The sequence below is a fragment of the Brenneria alni genome, assembly GCF_003666245.1.
Taxonomy (GTDB): domain Bacteria; phylum Pseudomonadota; class Gammaproteobacteria; order Enterobacterales; family Enterobacteriaceae; genus Brenneria; species Brenneria alni.
Genome location: NZ_MJLZ01000024.1, coordinates 47,420 through 63,918 on the forward strand (window position 1 = coordinate 47,420; position 16,499 = coordinate 63,918).

Annotated in this window: 11 protein-coding genes; 4 read left to right on the forward strand and 7 right to left on the reverse strand. The window is 48.5% G+C overall.

Annotated features, from left to right (window positions below; genetic code table 11):
* The first annotated feature begins 16 nt into the window (after positions 1 to 16).
* Complete coding sequence (kdsA, locus tag BIY29_RS11895) at positions 17 to 871, forward strand: 3-deoxy-8-phosphooctulonate synthase (protein ID WP_121575338.1); 855 nt, start codon at positions 17 to 19, stop codon at positions 869 to 871.
* A gap of 83 nt (positions 872 to 954) precedes the next feature.
* Here kdsA and ydgH read toward each other — a convergent pair whose 3' ends face one another.
* A complete protein-coding gene (gene ydgH / locus BIY29_RS11900) occupies positions 955 to 1,905 on the reverse strand; it encodes a DUF1471 family protein YdgH (RefSeq protein ID WP_121575339.1) in 951 nt (316 codons plus the stop codon).
* Positions 1,906 to 2,537: 632 nt separating this feature from the next.
* Here ydgH and pntA point away from each other — a divergent pair.
* Complete coding sequence (gene pntA / locus BIY29_RS11905) at positions 2,538 to 4,067, forward strand: Re/Si-specific NAD(P)(+) transhydrogenase subunit alpha (protein ID WP_121575340.1); 1,530 nt, start codon at positions 2,538 to 2,540, stop codon at positions 4,065 to 4,067.
* 10 nt (positions 4,068 to 4,077) lie between these two features.
* Positions 4,078 to 5,466, forward strand: a complete 1,389-nt coding sequence (gene pntB, locus BIY29_RS11910) for a Re/Si-specific NAD(P)(+) transhydrogenase subunit beta (protein ID WP_121575341.1) — start codon at positions 4,078 to 4,080, stop codon at positions 5,464 to 5,466.
* Between the two features lie 66 nt (positions 5,467 to 5,532).
* Here pntB and uspE read toward each other — a convergent pair whose 3' ends face one another.
* The gene (uspE, locus tag BIY29_RS11915; protein WP_121575342.1) at positions 5,533 to 6,489 is read right to left on the reverse strand and encodes a universal stress protein UspE; all 957 of its coding nucleotides are present in this window, start codon (positions 6,487 to 6,489) and stop codon (positions 5,533 to 5,535) included.
* Between the two features lie 123 nt (positions 6,490 to 6,612).
* On the reverse strand, positions 6,613 to 7,365 hold the full coding sequence (locus BIY29_RS11920) for an FNR family transcription factor (protein ID WP_121575343.1): 753 nt from the start codon (positions 7,363 to 7,365) through the stop codon (positions 6,613 to 6,615).
* Between the two features lie 413 nt (positions 7,366 to 7,778).
* Between BIY29_RS11920 and xopAK the strand changes: the two genes are divergently transcribed.
* Positions 7,779 to 8,468: a XopAK family type III secretion system effector gene (gene xopAK, locus BIY29_RS11925; protein ID WP_121575344.1), complete on the forward strand. Its 690-nt coding sequence runs from the start codon at positions 7,779 to 7,781 to the stop codon at positions 8,466 to 8,468.
* Between the two features lie 127 nt (positions 8,469 to 8,595).
* Here xopAK and BIY29_RS11930 read toward each other — a convergent pair whose 3' ends face one another.
* The 4 genes from BIY29_RS11930 to BIY29_RS11945 form a co-directional block, all read right to left on the reverse strand.
* Positions 8,596 to 11,061, reverse strand: a complete 2,466-nt coding sequence (locus tag BIY29_RS11930) for a putative virulence factor (protein WP_121575345.1) — start codon at positions 11,059 to 11,061, stop codon at positions 8,596 to 8,598.
* Positions 11,058 to 14,045 carry a virulence factor SrfB gene (locus BIY29_RS11935; RefSeq protein ID WP_121575346.1) on the reverse strand — a complete coding sequence of 996 codons (2,988 nt, stop codon included), beginning with the start codon at positions 14,043 to 14,045 and terminating at the stop codon, positions 11,058 to 11,060. Before BIY29_RS11935 ends, BIY29_RS11930 begins: the two co-directional genes overlap by 4 nt.
* A gap of 2 nt (positions 14,046 to 14,047) precedes the next feature.
* Complete coding sequence (locus tag BIY29_RS11940) at positions 14,048 to 15,436, reverse strand: SrfA family protein (RefSeq protein ID WP_121575347.1); 1,389 nt, start codon at positions 15,434 to 15,436, stop codon at positions 14,048 to 14,050.
* A gap of 335 nt (positions 15,437 to 15,771) precedes the next feature.
* Positions 15,772 to 16,041 carry a YjbD family protein gene (locus tag BIY29_RS11945; protein WP_121575348.1) on the reverse strand — a complete coding sequence of 90 codons (270 nt, stop codon included), beginning with the start codon at positions 16,039 to 16,041 and terminating at the stop codon, positions 15,772 to 15,774.
* Positions 16,042 to 16,499: the final 458 nt, after the last annotated feature.

A 16,499-nucleotide genomic window follows, 5' to 3' on the forward strand; every position in this document is an offset into this window, starting at 1 on the left:
ACATTAAGGTAAAAGCATGACGAACAAAGTGGTCAAGATAGGGGATATCCCTGTCGCCAACGATCTGCCTTTTGTATTGTTTGGTGGCATGAATGTGCTTGAATCACGTGATCTGGCGATGCGTATCTGCGAGCATTACGTTACGGTAACGCAGAAGCTGGGTATTCCATATGTGTTCAAGGCTTCGTTTGACAAAGCCAACCGCTCTTCCATTCATTCTTACCGTGGACCTGGCCTGGAAGAAGGGATGAAGATTTTTCAGGAATTGAAGCAGGCCTTTGGTGTAAAAATCATTACTGACGTGCATGAAGCACATCAGGCACAGCCGGTTGCTGATGTCGTTGATGTGATTCAGTTACCCGCCTTTTTGGCTCGTCAAACCGATCTGGTTGAAGCCATGGCGAAAACCGGCGCGGTGATTAATGTGAAAAAGCCACAATTTGTCAGTCCGGGGCAGATAGGCAATATCGTCGATAAATTTATCGAAGGCGGCAATGATCAGGTGATTCTGTGCGATCGCGGCAGCAACTTTGGCTACGATAACCTGGTTGTGGATATGCTTGGCTTTAATGTCATGAAACAGGTTTCTAACGGTTCGCCGGTAATTTTCGATGTCACTCATGCGTTGCAATGTCGCGATCCTTTTGGCGCAGCGTCTGGAGGCCGTCGTGCTCAGGTGGCAGAGTTAGCAAGATCGGGTATGGCGGTAGGGCTGGCGGGGTTATTTATTGAAGCGCATCCCGATCCGGCTAATGCGAAATGTGATGGCCCTTCCGCACTGCCGTTGGATAAGCTGGAACCGTTCCTGAAACAGATTAAAGCCATTGACTCGCTGGTAAAAAGTTTCCCTGAACTGGATACCAGCAACTAAGCGATAAATACCAGGCGGATATCAGTTTATCATCGCTGTAAAAAAACCCGCATATCGCGGGTTTTTTGTCTTTATCGTTACCGTTATTTGTACAAGTCAGCACTGATGGTCATGTTGGTGCCTTTGTCTTGCCACTGCCTGGTGATGTGATAATACTTGGCGCCTTTTTTTCCGGCACGTTTGGCGACGGCTTCAGATACCTCGGTCATATTGGTGTAATTTCCGCGGAAGGTGATCGAATCAAATGGCACCATCTGCGCAGCAGTCGCGTTATTTAATTCCTCGATTTTAGTGCCATCCGATAGCGTAATGGTGTAGCGGCCACCTTTTGATGACTGTGTTTCAAAGAAATTACCGATATTGCGGCTTGGGCTGCCTGAATTGGCAACACCAGGAATTTCAACCTTGGCCGCTTCGGCGCCGCCTGCGGCTAAGGCAGCTCTGCCGGCATCAGAATCGGCAGGAATAAGGTCGGTACTTTGAACCTGACGTTTTGGCGCATCGGCTTTGTAGATATAGGCCGTTGCCGTTTGATTGCCGCCATCGGAATTAGTATCAACCTGACGTACAATGTAGAAAGCGTCTGCATTTTTCTCTTTTGCCGCTTTGGCAATGGCATCATTCAGGTCTGGTTGGCTGCGGAAGAGCCCCCCTACGGTAACCGTATCGAATGGCTCCAGACTGTGGGCGACATCTTTCGGTAGTTCTTTAATGCCACGAAAGGTGCGGTATTTGATCTCTTTGCTCACTTTAGGCGCATCTTTATGATAGAGATCGACGGTGACGTTCAGGTTGCCGCGGGAGTTCACATCTGTCATTCCCTGAATATAAAAAGCGTCAGCACCGTGTTTATCCGCACGCTTTGACGCTGCGGCGACCGCGTCGCTGATGGTGTTAAAAAGGCCCATAATGGTAATACGCTCAAATGGCTGTAATGATTCAGCCTGCTCTGGCGTGAGTTCCTGCGCTGCCTGTGCTGAAAATGCAGCTAATGAAAGTAACGTGGAGGCAATAACAGTGGTTTTCAGCTTCATAATAAATCCTTTCGCCTGACGCATATGTTTTACAACGTACTTAGCAATCAAGATGTAACAGAATAGCCGCCGATTATCGCACGGAATAAACCTTCACGCTTTAGCATTTTAAAATATACGCCGAAGTTATTTTCGCTGAGGGGATAAGGAAAACCGCTAATAATAACGGTTAATGATTATTTAGCCTTTATAAGGGATATTTATATAGGTTGTGTGTATTAACAAGCCCGTAACACATGATTTTTGTGAAATAGCCCAGAATAATACTTCAATAATAATGCTACAAAAGAGCAAGGTAAGCGTGATTTCTGACCAAAAAGAGCGCGTAATGCCTATGATAACTCGGCTTTTATATGAAATTCGTTTTATGTATGGATCATCGATCACATTTTCAGTAGGTTATATGTGAATTTGCTTAAAGAGATATACCCGAAATAGTTCGTTGTAGGACATGAACAACCCAAAGCGTTGGCCCTTTACGGGCAAGGCTCATTAATGAGCCTTGTAACGCGGCAACCGAGTGACAAATTCGTCGGGAACAAATAAGGGTGCAATAAGTCTCGGCTGATTCATATTACCGGTGGGGTGACTATAATAACCTTCGTTAAAAATAAGCGAAAAAGGGAATCAGTATGCGAATTGGTGTTCCAAGAGAACGGTTGACCAATGAAGCACGGGTTGCAGCAACGCCGAAAACGGTTGAACAGTTGCTGAAACTTGGCTTTGAGGTCTCGATAGAAAGTGGGGCGGGGAAACTTGCCAGTTTTGACGATGCGGCTTATACAGAGGTTGGAGCGTCAATTGCAGAGGGCACAGAAGTCTGGCAATCGGACATTGTCCTGAAGGTCAATGCGCCGCTCGAAGATGAAATTGAGCTTACCCGAGCGGGGAGTACAATCGTCAGCTTTATCTGGCCTGCGCAAAACCCTGAGTTACTGGAAAAACTGGCGGCCCGTCAGGTTACGGTACTGGCGATGGACTCGGTTCCTCGTATCTCCCGTGCCCAGTCCATGGATGCACTCAGCTCAATGGCAAACATTGCGGGTTATCGTGCCATTGTAGAAGCCGCCCATGAGTTTGGCCGTTTCTTCACCGGACAGATTACGGCGGCCGGTAAAGTACCGCCTGCCAAAGTCATGATTATTGGTGCCGGTGTTGCCGGTCTGGCCGCTATCGGCGCGGCCGGAAGTTTGGGTGCTATTGTGCGTGCTTTTGATACTCGCCCTGAAGTTAAGGAGCAGGTCAAAAGTATGGGCGCCGAGTTCCTGGAGCTTGATTTTGAAGAAGAAGCCGGCAGCGGTGATGGCTACGCCAAAGTCATGTCAGAAGCGTTCATCAAAGCGGAAATGGAATTGTTTGCCGCACAGGCAAAAGAAGTGGATATCATTGTTACCACTGCGCTTATTCCGGGAAAACCCGCGCCGCGTCTGATTACCGAAGATATGGTTTTGAGCATGAAATCCGGTAGCGTGATTGTCGACCTGGCCGCGCAAACGGGGGGTAACTGTGAGCTAACCGTTGCCGATCAGGTTACGGTAACGGAAAACGGCGTCAAAATTATCGGTTACACTGATCTACCCAGCCGCCTGCCAACCCAGTCTTCCCAACTTTACGGAACCAACCTGGTTAATCTGCTGAAGTTGTTATGCAAAGAGAAGAATGGCGAGATTGACGTTGACTTTGAAGACAACGTCATTCGCGGCGTAACGGTAATCAAGAATGGTGAAATAACCTGGCCTGCGCCGCCGATTCAGGTTTCTGCCCAACCACAACAGGCAAAACCTGCCGCTGCTGCGGCTAAAGAAGAGGCCAAGCCTGCTTCGCCGTGGAAGAAATATGTTTTCCTTGCGATTGCGATCCTGCTGTTTGGATGGTTGGCAAATGTTGCGCCTAAAGAGTTTCTGTCACACTTTACCGTGTTCGCTCTGGCTTGCGTGGTGGGTTACTACGTGGTGTGGAATGTCAGTCATGCGTTGCATACGCCATTAATGTCGGTAACCAATGCGATATCGGGCATTATCGTTGTAGGGGCATTGTTGCAAATTGGTCACGGCGGTTGGGTATCTTTCTTTTCCTTTATTGCCGTATTAATTGCCAGCATCAATATTTTCGGTGGTTTCACCGTCACTCAGCGTATGCTGAAAATGTTCCGCAAAAACTAAGGGGTAACATATGTCTGGTGGATTAGTGACAGCTGCATACATTGTTGCCGCGATTTTGTTTATTTTTAGTCTGGCGGGTTTGTCCAAGCACGAAACCTCCCGTCAGGGGAATATTTTCGGCGTTGTCGGGATGGCGATTGCGCTGATCGCCACAATCCTGGGGCCTGATGCCGGGAACATTGGCTGGATTATCGTTGCCATGGTGATTGGCGGCACGATCGGCGTCTATCTGGCGCGTAAAGTCGAAATGACTGAAATGCCAGAGCTGGTTGCCATTCTCCATAGTTTTGTGGGGCTTGCCGCCGTACTGGTCGGGTTTAACAGCTTTCTTGATCATGGTGAAATTACCGATCCGGTGATGGTGAATATCCATTTGACGGAAGTCTTTCTGGGTATCTTCATTGGTGCGGTAACCTTTACCGGTTCGATTGTCGCCTTTGGCAAATTGCGTGGCATCATTTCATCCAAGCCGCTGATGCTGCCTCACCGCCACAAAATGAATCTGGCGGCGCTGCTCGTGTCTTTCCTGCTGCTTCTGGTGTTTGTTAATACCGGCAGTGTGGCATTGCAGGCTATTGCTTTACTGTTAATGACGGCGATTGCGTTGGTGTTTGGCTGGCATTTGGTCGCTTCCATCGGCGGAGCCGATATGCCGGTTGTGGTTTCCATGCTGAACTCCTATTCCGGTTGGGCCGCCGCCGCCGCAGGCTTTATGTTAAGCAATGACCTGCTGATTGTAACCGGCGCGTTAGTGGGTTCTTCCGGGGCGATTCTGTCTTACATCATGTGTAAGGCAATGAACCGCTCTTTCATCAGTGTGATTGCCGGTGGTTTTGGTACTGATGGTTCTTCCACAGGTGAAAGCGAGGAAATGGGCGAGTACCGCGAGGCTTCAGCAGAAGAGGTCGCTGACTTACTCAAGAACTCGACTTCGGTAATTATCACTCCTGGTTATGGCATGGCGGTAGCGCAGGCTCAATACCCGGTACATGATATCACCGCTAAACTGCGTGCCCGAGGTATTAATGTCCGGTTTGGCATCCACCCGGTCGCTGGCCGCTTGCCGGGCCATATGAATGTTCTGCTGGCCGAAGCGAAAGTGCCTTACGACATCGTGCTGGAAATGGATGAAATCAATGATGATTTCACCGACACCGATACCGTGTTGGTTATTGGTGCGAATGACACAGTGAACCCGGCAGCGCAGGAAGATCCGCACAGCCCGATTGCGGGGATGCCAGTGCTGGAAGTGTGGAAAGCACAGAACGTCATCGTGTTTAAGCGCTCTATGAATACGGGTTATGCCGGTGTTCAGAACCCCTTATTCTTCAAAGAAAATACGCAGATGTTATTTGGTGATGCCAAAGATAGCGTAGAAGCGATTCTGAAAGCACTGTAATACCGGGTTTGATACCAACGAAACAAAGGGGCGATTGTCGCCCCTTTGTTTATTCAGAGGCTAATACTATTTTTTATCATCGTCTTCCTCTTCCAGAATAATAGGAGAGACAAAATCATCCGGTTTAACCGCCAGCAGATCGCACTTCAGGTGGTCAATCACATGCTCCACCGTATTACCGATAAATGCGGCAGAAAGACCGGTTCGGCCAAGTGACCCTAACACCACGACTCCCGCCTGTAAATGTTCCGCCAGGTCGGGAATAACTTCTTCCGGCAACCCTTTCTCTACATGCGTTACACGTTCATCCAGATTGAATTTCTGGCGCAATGCTTTCATGGCAATAAGGTGCTGCCCGCGAATCGCGTCGTTGTAGACGCCGGGGTCAAAATCAGGCAGTTCAATCGCGATATTAATCGGGGTGACCGGATAAGCCCCGACAAGATGAACTTCAGTTTGATTAACCTGTTCAGCCAACTCCAGCGTTTCTGATACCAGCTTGATATTAAGGGGGTCGTGATAAGGATCTTCACTGGACAGGTTGACGGCAACCAGCGCACGGCTCTCTTCCGGCCAGGGCTGATCTTTGACCATCCACACTGGACAAGGGCATTTACGTAATAGCTGCCAGTCGGTGGGCGTGAAAATAACCGCTTCCAATCGATCATGCTGATGCGCCATTTTCAGTAAAAGGTCATGCTGCCCGGCGATGACCTCCTGGATGATGGCTTCAAATGGCTTATTGTGCCAGACCACTTTAATGTCTATCGATACGCCCGCATCAAGGTAATATTTGCATTGTTCCGTAATCCATTCGGTACGCTGCTGAATTACGCCCTGACGCATCTCCGTCCGTTCGTCTGGAGACAGCAGGGTGGTCATTTCATAAGAAAAATCATAAATAGGCAGAAATGCCTTGATACGACCGCCCAGTCGCTGAACCAGATAAACCGCCCGACGCAGCGCTGGTTGGTCATCCTGATTCGGGTCAATAGCTACAAGTAAGTTCTGATACTTTGCCATAGGTCCTCCAAACAGCTGTTAATTCACAGTCTGTAAATTAAGAGTACCCAATGGAATCGCTTTGGACAACAGATGATGAAGGCCGGATTGATAAAATAAGATATTCACCGATCCGGCAACAGATTAGGATTTATTCACAGAGGCGCCAGCAAGTTCGGAGAGCGCGTTAACATTTTCAATGGTGATGTATTTACCTTTCACGGCAAGCATCCCGCTTTTCTGAAAACGGCCAAGCAAACGGCTGATGGTTTCTACCGTTAACCCCAGATAGTTACCAATATCACCACGGGTCATGGTTAATCGGAATTCGCGGGGAGAAAAACCACGCTCGGCAAAACGGCGGGACAGGTTATAAACGAACGCCGCCAGACGTTCCTCTGCATTCTTCTTCGACAACAGCAGGATCATATCCTGATCGCTACGAATTTCACCACTCATCAGGCGCATCATTTGCTGACGCAGATTTGGCATTTTCCCGGAAAGGTCGTCCAGCGTTTCAAATGGAATTTCACACACCATTGATGTTTCTAACGCCTGAGCAAAGCTGGGATGTTGTGCATTGCCAATGGCATCAAAGCCGACCAGATCACCTGCTAAATGAAAGCCGGTTATCTGCTCATCACCCTGTTCGGTGATGGTATAACTCTTAATCGTACCGGAGCGGATAGCGTATAAAGATTTCAATTCGTCGCCAGCTTTGAACAGAGCTTGTCCCTTCTGGATAGGCTTTTTCCTTTCAATGATATTATCGAGCTGATCAAGCTCGTGCTCATTTAAAGTAAATGGGATACAGAGTTGACTGATGCTGCAATCCTGGCAGTGGATCGCACAACCGCCGGACTGGATGCGTCGGATAATTCGCTTTTCCGGTATCATAAACTTTGCTCAGGCGATAATTGATATTGGTCAATTTTAACAGCTTTTATCGCTCGTGATAAGTCCGGTAAGCCTTCTAACACACCAATAAATAGTGAGCTAATTATAGCTTTTGCGTCATTCCTGAATAAATGTACGTTTTAACAATTAAATCATCCGCAACTAGCGTTACAGGCTTTTTCTGGCGCAGATTCATGGAACGGCACTCGTGCCAATTCCTCAGTTTTTTACTGGAACCAATTTTTTATAAAACCAACTTATCCATTGATAGTTTCCAGCCAAACCTGTTCCATGAGGTTGTTCTGTTCACTAAAACTATTAGCCACTACAGCATTTTTTAAATGCTCTATGCCGACTAAATTAACATTATCTCTGCCACGGGAGATAGTTATCTAATATGAGGATATTGCAACATGCCCGTTAATCTCACTATTTCTGATAGTTTGAGAAATACCGCTTATGATTCCGTTGATGGAAAGAGTGATCACTCCGATGCGGAACCGTGTAGTGGAAACTATTCTGATTCATCACGACTGACCCAACGAGATACCGAACCTTTTCGTCAATTGGAAAGGCAGTATGTAGATCTTTTCTCATCCCGTGAAATACAGGAAGTCGATGAATCACAATTACCTAATATACAAGGAAAAAAGATTAAGAGTGTCGATCTGGATGAATGTGAAGTAATCAACACCTCGCGTGATGGTTTCGATTGGATCGGGACACAAGGACTCTCCACGTGCATCGGGATATGCGCCAGAGGGATGACTGGACAGAATGAAATAATCCTGGGTGTCAGCCACTATACGGGAATTGACAAAGAGCCTGCTGAAGCCTTACAGGAATTAAGGAATAAAATGGATGCGCAAGGGGCTCGTTGTTCAAAAATGTATCTTATCGGCGGCGCAATGTCAGCAGATCCCCAACTAAGCACTGCGGAAAAAGAAAGAATTATGCTCTCGCTACGTCATGAATTTAATATCCAGGGTGTGCGGTTGCACCCTAATATTTGCGAGGATATCAATGCTGATGACCATGTCAATTTGCTGATGACGCCAGATCACATTTATTTCAGCACTGAGGGGCTTTTCGACTCGGATTGAGGAGAGTAGTTCGAAGAGTGGTAGCACATCTGATGGGCTGTTCCCCAATAAACACAGTGAATTATCGAAAACAAAGTATGGTTTTTGCCAGGGTATTCTCCGGTTTTCAACCGGAGAATACCGGGTTTCATTTTTCGGCAGGCTTAATCAAATTCAATATGACGGCCAATTGTTCACGTTGCGCTGTACTGACTTCACGTCCGGCAGAATATCCCGCATTTTGTACAATCATTTCATTCAGACCGACCAGCCAGTCATAAATATAAAAGGCCGTGTTGTTGGTCGGCGTGAGCGCCAGTTTGGTTAGCCGCTGTGATGCACCCCAATTCACGGCCTGTTTTTCAGGCTTGGCGAAAATTTTGTGACCACGATTGATGCGGCTGGCAGGGCGCAGCGCTTCATCTCTCTGCTGAAATCCCAGCCAGGCTACAAAGTCCCCCAGCACAGTGAGAACACGCGACACCTGACGGTCTGCTTTACTTTCACGATGTACGCCCAACTGTTCAGTATCCACCAACATACCGACCAGCGCGTCTTCTATATTCAACCGAATACTCGCGGTAATAAGTTCTTCCACCAGCGTTTCAATGGTTGCTTTAGCTACTCCCAATAGATCTACCAACGGCGCGTTTTCCGGCAGGCTGCGCAGATGGTTTATCCAATATCGATAAACATTGTGGGCATATTCCGCTTCATAACCATGATCGAGCGCCTGAACAGGCGAGGTGGGCTGATCGAGCTCGATCGGCTCGTCAGCAAACAGATCGATTTCGATCCCAATGCCAAAAGTTTCAGAACCGGTTAACGGCGCGCCAAGTTCGTCTGCATCCTGATGGTAATTGCCATAACCTGGTTTAACCTGCTGTTTCAGATAGAGGCGGCGCAGTTCGTCGCGTGAAGGCAATAAGCGTTCAAGCAACTCACCATGTACGCCGGTGCGGGTTTGCAATGATTTAAGCAGGGTTTCAGCGATACGCTGTTTTTTTGCCGGATCATCTGTACCCGCTGGCTGATACCAATTGCCCAGCAGGTTATCACCCAGTTCACGCTGGATTTCGCTCAGTTGTTCGCTGATACGCCCAAGTTTCACTTCGCGGTGAACTTCCGTACCCAGCCAGGCCGCCATACGACTTACGCCCCGTTTATCCATTGCCAGCATTGTGCCCCAAGCATCACCGGGGTTGCCGACATAACGCTGCACAGCGGCGTCGTGGTTTTGCCCGTGCGTAATGCGTCGATCAAACTTGGTTACAGCCCAGATCAATCCCGGTTTACGACGGCTGCGAACCTGTGCGTTTTCGCCCTGAGTTTGTTTAACCCAGTAATCCAATGCCTTGCCTACGGCCTTTACATCGGAGCGTTTGCCTGCGGCGGTACACACCATCAGCAAATTCATTTCCTGATTATCGGTGTAACGTTCCAGCAGATAAGCGCGCTTTGCCCGCAAGAGCGTATGCGCCAGGGGATGAATATCAATTTTCCCTTGTTGTTCCGTCTGCTGTTGGTCTGCTAACTCTGGCGTATCACCGAAACCGGGAAAATCCAGAATATCGACCTGCTCAAACAGCGCTTCACGAGTAGGAGAATGCAAAGGGATCAGCAATTCGGCAGCCAGCATCGTCAGTTCAGCCTGCGATAACTCAACCGCTTTGCCTGCACGTCCGTTCAATACCGGGCGCACCGAAACACTAACATCATTAACTGTGTTAAGGCGTTCCAATGCCGCCCCGTTAATTATTCCATTTACGGGACGCAGGGCTTCATCCACTAACACCCGGATCGGGGCCAATACTTTATGAGCGCCTGAAAGGTGCTGCAAGGTATGGGAGAAATGGCGGTAGGCTGCCGTCAGATCTGTGCGATCCCCCCAGAGTACCGAGAACAGTTGCGCACGATCGTCAACGCTAAGATAAGGCGCAAGTTCGACTGCGACAGGCCAGAAATGTGTTTCCAGTTGCTTTTGCCGTTTAGCGTCATGGCGAGCCAGATAGTCCCACAATGCGACAACCTCATCCGAACTCATTCCTGCAACCGGCTCTGGCTGGCGGTGCATCAACAGCATTTTCAAATGTTCAGCGATGTGCTGTTCGTCAAGCTCCTCAAACTCCTGATTGAGTTCGTGCAGAAAGGCGTTGGCCATAATCTTGCCGATATCCACTTCGCTGAAGAGCAGCAACTGCACCGGGAAGGATTTATTTTTTACGCCTGCCTGACGGCTAAAGCGGGTAACCAGCGTGGTGGATTGATCAGCAGGATTAATATGGGTAAGAAAATCAAACTGTTGTCCTTCAAGAGCCGTTTCCAGTTTACCATTCTCTCCTGCGGCCAGTGCGGAAATCAGGTAAGATTTTCCTGCCTGCGACAGACCGAAGAAACCAATGGCGATCTCTTTTAGCGCCACATTGGACAGGTGTTTGGCTTTATTGCGATTACGACGCAGTTTAACGATCAGTCTGTCCGCTTCAATATCCAGCCGCGGCGCATTTTGGCGAGTGGTTTCTATCCAGTCGATCGCCTGATCAACCCCTTGTGCTACGGCCTGTAGCTGGCTATTGAGTCGGCTTGACAGTTGTTTAGGCGTTAATGGTTTCATTTTCTAAATACACTCCCACTATCGATCCAATAATGGGTTGCTCCTGAGTCGTTAGCCGCTAATGTGTTCAATTTGAGGCGTAAATGGTGTACTGGAACACGACTGCCATCTTCCAGAACCGCGTCTGCTATTTCAAAGCGTTCAGGACTGGCCTGATCGTCTCCTTTAGTCACGGCCAGCCTGACGCGAAGAATACTGTCGCCAACCACTTTTCTTGCCAGTTCCTGATCGACTATCGATAGAATATACAGGGAGGAGGCTGGCCAGCGTTCGTTGTCAAGCTGGCGGAAACCAAGACAAAGCGATCCTCGCACCTGGAAACTGTCGTTGGGGTCAAGTTCGAAGTCTGGCGCATCCAGATCAATGTCGCTGTAATAGACATTGTCAGTGGTCAGGGCGTTGTTGCTGTCCATCATTCCCAGGTAACGGATGGTTGAATAGGGCTGGAAATCGCCGACTTTAAAGTAGAAGCCCGGCAACCGCAGGTCAAGCGCCAACAGACAAAGCATGGCCCCCACTGCCGCGGTGGATTTCGGATTATCAATCCGACCACGTTTATTAAACGGATACCAGTCATTGGTGTGATAGCCGTCCAGCGACAGCATTCGGTTAATCGGCAACGGTTGCAAGTGCCGGAACAGGGCCTGTATTCCAGGGAAACGGGAAGGGCGCCCGGTTAACAGCAACACATCGCAGGAATAGAGAGAGACAACCTCAGACATTAAACGCAGGTTCTGGGTGATGTTCATCCGACTGGATAAAAATTCCCCATGTAGTTTGCTCAACTTGAGGATGAACGGCACCTGTAAAATATCAAACGGATTGTCATCAGCCGGAAGTTCGCGCTGCACCTCGGTGTTGAGGTACTCCAGCACCTTCTGCGTCGGATGCTGATCCAGCAGTTCGCCAAAAGTGGACTCTATTTCGGCGCTGGTATCCAGTGGGTCGAAACGTTCATACGCCTCCAGAATCGACCGCCCGATAGGGATGAAAATCTGTAACGTGACTTGCTGACGTAACGTGAGCTGCCCGTCTATTCGCCCTTCATTGCCAAACAGCTTCGCCATCAACACGTCAGGGCTGATCATTCCTGCGGTTTTCAACGCCGACTGTAACGCCGGTAAAACATAAAGCTGAATAACATCCAGCAGAATATCGTCGCCCGCAACTTTAAACCCTTCACGGAACAGCAAACGCGGAATGATTTTGACATTACTGCCGATGCCATCATCCAATAAATATTGCGTGATGGCTAAATCTGTCGTACCGCCGCCGATATCAATGGACGCAATCCGTAATGTTTTCCCTGCAGGTTCGTCCTCTGAAAATTCTTTATCCGGGCGGGCCATACTGGCAAAAAAATCTTCCGCCCGGCCACCGAAATTGACCTGCGCTTCGTTGTACAGATACACCATTTGCCCACAGGTCGCTTCATCCCACTCGATCTGCACGTCTGGCACCGGAATACGGCTTTTTTGTTTGTCTTCAGGGGTGGTGAAATCATCGTCTAACGGATGCCAACCCATCGATTTCCATACCAGAGCGATTGCTTCATCCATCCGGCGACGGAAAATTTCACGCTCGGGCTTCGGCATGGCGGAGGGCAGGGTAAGAATAATGTTGCGAAGCAGACGCGGCGCCGTGGTGTGGATCATTTTCAGTCGCTGTGCAGCACTATTCATCTGCATCAATGCTTGTAACAGCAATTCAGACAGCATAAATGTCATAACTGAGCTGCGGCTATAGTGTGGAGAAAAAACCGGCAAACGTTCCTCAAACGGCTGATTGTACAGCGGCTGACCTTCATCATTGAGCAAGATGGTCAGCGGCATTGCTGTCGCCAGCGGTTCGGTCATGGCATTCGTTTCGGGCTGACTAAAGCGCCAGCCTGGCGCATAACTCTCTTCATCCCACAGATAACGGCGTGGACTGGAAATGCCGGTTGAGCCTTCCGCCCCCTGACGCAACAGCGCCATTCGACTGGCTTCACGACCAACACGGATAATCGAAGGCCAGATGAACGCATCATCGCGGCCACTTTCAACGGAGAAGTTTTGCTTGCCAAATTTAGCCTGGGCAAATTCAACCCGGCTTTCAAACAATTCGTTGTACAGGTAATGAGGTTCGCTCAGATCGCGCAGTTGCAGTTCGTATGTCTGCTTTAAACCGTTGCTTTCATCTGCATGATCTTCAACTAAAATGCCGCAGGTGTGGGAATTACCCACGTCAAGAATAAGATCGACATTAACGGCGGGTTCCTGAAGCGTACTGGCATTAATGCGTATTTCCGGCACGGATAGCTGATTACCCAGCATATCCAGTAAATTCATATAATGAGCCTGATATTCAAATCCTCTGAGTGCGATTTTAATGTCTCTTTCATGACGATTTTCCAGTTTGGCCGCTTGCTGGGTAAAGACTTCACGCAGCCAGCCATCGACCCAGGTCAGATCTAGAAACTCCCCCAGTTCATCACTGTGGTAGGCCAGAGCAAAGCTGACGCCGGTTTTAATGTCATTGGCATTCGGCGCCAGGGACTCATATTCGTGCCCCTCGGGATAAACTTTGGTATCAAAAGCCAGGCATATCCGATGGGTATTACCATCCTGATCCGGCGTATTCAGTGCTAAAACCTGCATCCGCGCCCAGTTATCCGGCCCGCCCATAAACGTTCGCGGCGGGTTAAAACGGAAGAAGGGCAGTGGCAGCCAGATTTTTTCCAGCAACGTCAGTGATTGCTCAAGCGGGATGCTCAGTTCAGGTTTTACCACTTCTGGCGGCGCACCCGTCGGCGATGGGAGTAGATATTTATCAGCATGCTCGTTATAAATCAGGCGCAGCAACGGCCCATTGGCGCTTTTACGCACAAACTTATTAGGACGCTCTGCGGTTAATTCCGGCTTCAAGGCAAAATCCAGAAATTGAATGCCGCTGTTTTGAATAAGCGTAATTCTCTGTTTGTAATCCGTGATCGTCGCCAGCATTGTTATTTACTCTCGCGCTTTATCGTCATGGGGAAGACCGCATCAGCGTTATAGCGACCGGTACACTCTGCAATGCCTGCCGTGCTTTGTTTACATACAATCTCAGGCATCTGGAATCTTGTATTATCACTGCAACGTGCTCTATATCGGCTGTTGATCACCAGATTACCGGAGCTCATCAATCCAGCTTCAATATCCGCACGGCAAGTAACGCCATCGCCATGAGTAATTCTTGCCGTACCCTTGCCATTTTTAATCTGATATCTCAGGCTTGGCGGGCGGCCAGTCACGGTAATGGGGGTTTTAGCATCTACTGAAACGCGCCAGTTCCCATTAAGGAAATTGACTGATCCCATCCTCACCGCATCCGCTGGCATGACCAGATCGTCTTTACTAACCGTGGCAGGAGGAGCAACCGGTATTTCCCCAGGGATTACAGGCTCGGCAACCGACTCTTGTTTTGATGCCGTCTCTTGCGGCTCGACATCAACTGATGGAGCAGTGGGGACGGTTTCAACCGGTGCTGTTTTAACGTCCACAGGTTCAACCGCCACGGTTTCCACAGAAGCAGCGGTTTCATTATTCGCTTGCGGTTCCGGTTCCGGCGTTTGAGCCGAAGCCGGTAAAACCCGCTTTTCTGGTTTTACCGCCGCCGCCAATGGCTCAGGTGTATCACCCAGATTAGAAATCCACCCATAGATCTGTAGCGACAGAACCGCCAACAGGGCAGCGGCGGGGAATAACCACCACAAGCGCCGCCCTTGACTGCGGTTGGATACCACTACGTCGGATTCTGGAATGACCTCTGGTTTCACTACAGGTTTAGGCTGTGGCGTAGGCGGCGCGATCGAAGCAGCAGGGGGGGCAGCATTGACCGGCGCTGGTGCGAAAACAGGTTCAGCTTCTTTTTCCACCAGACGTAAACAATCCAGTGCGTCAGACCGGGATTTTTTATCGAGGTTAACAAACCCCCAGAAGGTCAATATCGGTTTGCCATCAACCAGATAAACGTGGTTGGGGCCTGGAAACTGTATAGACTTGGCCAGTAACACGCCAAAAAGCTTTTGGCCGGGTTTTTCTGCGTATTGCGCCCGTTGGCTGATACCGGCGACGGCAGACTGATACGTTTCGAGTAGCTTCAGTGCATTGGCTCGTTCGTCTTCACTGGCAGCAATCCACGAAGTAACTTTTCCTTCAATCGGTGAATACCAGTCAATGCGATCGCCACTTTCATTAGGTTGGGGGATAGCCAGACAATCCGCTATCTGTTGCTGTTTCCTGAGACGTAATGTTTCCCGTAACTGAAGCGCTGATGCATAAACTGGCTGTCCATTTTCGCCCAGAGCCAGAAAATCATCCAAACTCCCACTACGTAAAAATAATTTTGTCACGCAAAAGAGACCTTTTGTAATAGATGCCTACGGTAGAAAATAGTGTGTAATCTGCGACAGGGTATACTTTAGTGCTAATGATGGCGAATCAAATGCTTAAAGAAGGGGCAAAACTAACAAATATTTAAGGCATAGACTTTGGAATTACGTTTATATACCCATCAAGAAATAAGGATAAATGATGTTCATAATCAGTCTCACCTACAATCAACCCATCAAGGCCGTGAAAACCCATCTGGAAAATCATATTGATATGTTATTTACTCAGGCGGCAGATTCCGCAGCCACCTGAGTCAATCATTTCCAATAAACCAGAAAATTTTCTTTACCTAGGTCTAACGGCGGCGTCCCCGTAAATTGGTACTGGACGACCATTCATAGGTGGCGGAGACATCCGGTTTAAATTTGTTCTTTTTTTTCTCGGCGCGCGCTTGTTTCGCAATAATTTCCCGTTCTTTCATCAGCTTATCGATATAATCGTCTTTGATATGATTACTTTCAGAATTAGTAAGCGGACGTCCGTGTTTTTTTCTTTCCTGATCGAGCAGGGTTTTAAGTTGACGTTGCTCACTTTCCGTCATGTCTTTCTGAGTCAGTCTTGCCATAGATGTCGGCCTGATTGAGGGCTGGAAAGTTCATTGTAGAGGAAAATAGCATCTCACTCAGAAAAATCATGGCAAAGAGGCGTAATGGTTAAAGGTGCTTTACATTCGTGATTGGACGTGATCCTGACGGGATCGCGTTTCCGGTCAGCAACAAGCCATTTGTGTATTGGTGGTGACAAGGCATTTTAGCCGCTAAAATTTCGTGCGCACGAAGTTTTACGCATAAACACCAGAAAAGATACGCTAATCACCATTAGATTTGATGTCATCGGATCTGCTGGCAGGGTGAGTCGCCACAGTGCTTCCATATACACTAAATGCTGCTATAAATTATCCTATTAATAATTATCAATGATGGTAAAACAAATAAGACTTTGTTTTAAATTGAAATAAAAATATTACGTCTATTTTTTATAAAAACATCCACTTTAGAGAAATAAAAACACAAAATGTACTAT

Bases quoted from the DNA above. Each gene is read 5' to 3' on its own strand.
- uspE (WP_121575342.1), bottom strand. From the start codon at position 6,489: ATGGCAAAGTATCAGAACTTACTTGTAGCTATTGACCCGAATCAGGAT.
- xopAK (WP_121575344.1), top strand. From the start codon at position 7,779: ATGCCCGTTAATCTCACTATTTCTGATAGTTTGAGAAATACCGCTTAT.
- BIY29_RS11935 (WP_121575346.1), bottom strand. From the start codon at position 14,045: ATGCTGGCGACGATCACGGATTACAAACAGAGAATTACGCTTATTCAA.
- pntA (WP_121575340.1), top strand. From the start codon at position 2,538: ATGCGAATTGGTGTTCCAAGAGAACGGTTGACCAATGAAGCACGGGTT.
- ydgH (WP_121575339.1), bottom strand. From the start codon at position 1,905: ATGAAGCTGAAAACCACTGTTATTGCCTCCACGTTACTTTCATTAGCT.
- BIY29_RS11945 (WP_121575348.1), bottom strand. From the start codon at position 16,041: ATGGCAAGACTGACTCAGAAAGACATGACGGAAAGTGAGCAACGTCAA.
- BIY29_RS11930 (WP_121575345.1), bottom strand. From the start codon at position 11,061: ATGAAACCATTAACGCCTAAACAACTGTCAAGCCGACTCAATAGCCAG.
- BIY29_RS11920 (WP_121575343.1), bottom strand. From the start codon at position 7,365: ATGATACCGGAAAAGCGAATTATCCGACGCATCCAGTCCGGCGGTTGT.
- kdsA (WP_121575338.1), top strand. From the start codon at position 17: ATGACGAACAAAGTGGTCAAGATAGGGGATATCCCTGTCGCCAACGAT.
- pntB (WP_121575341.1), top strand. From the start codon at position 4,078: ATGTCTGGTGGATTAGTGACAGCTGCATACATTGTTGCCGCGATTTTG.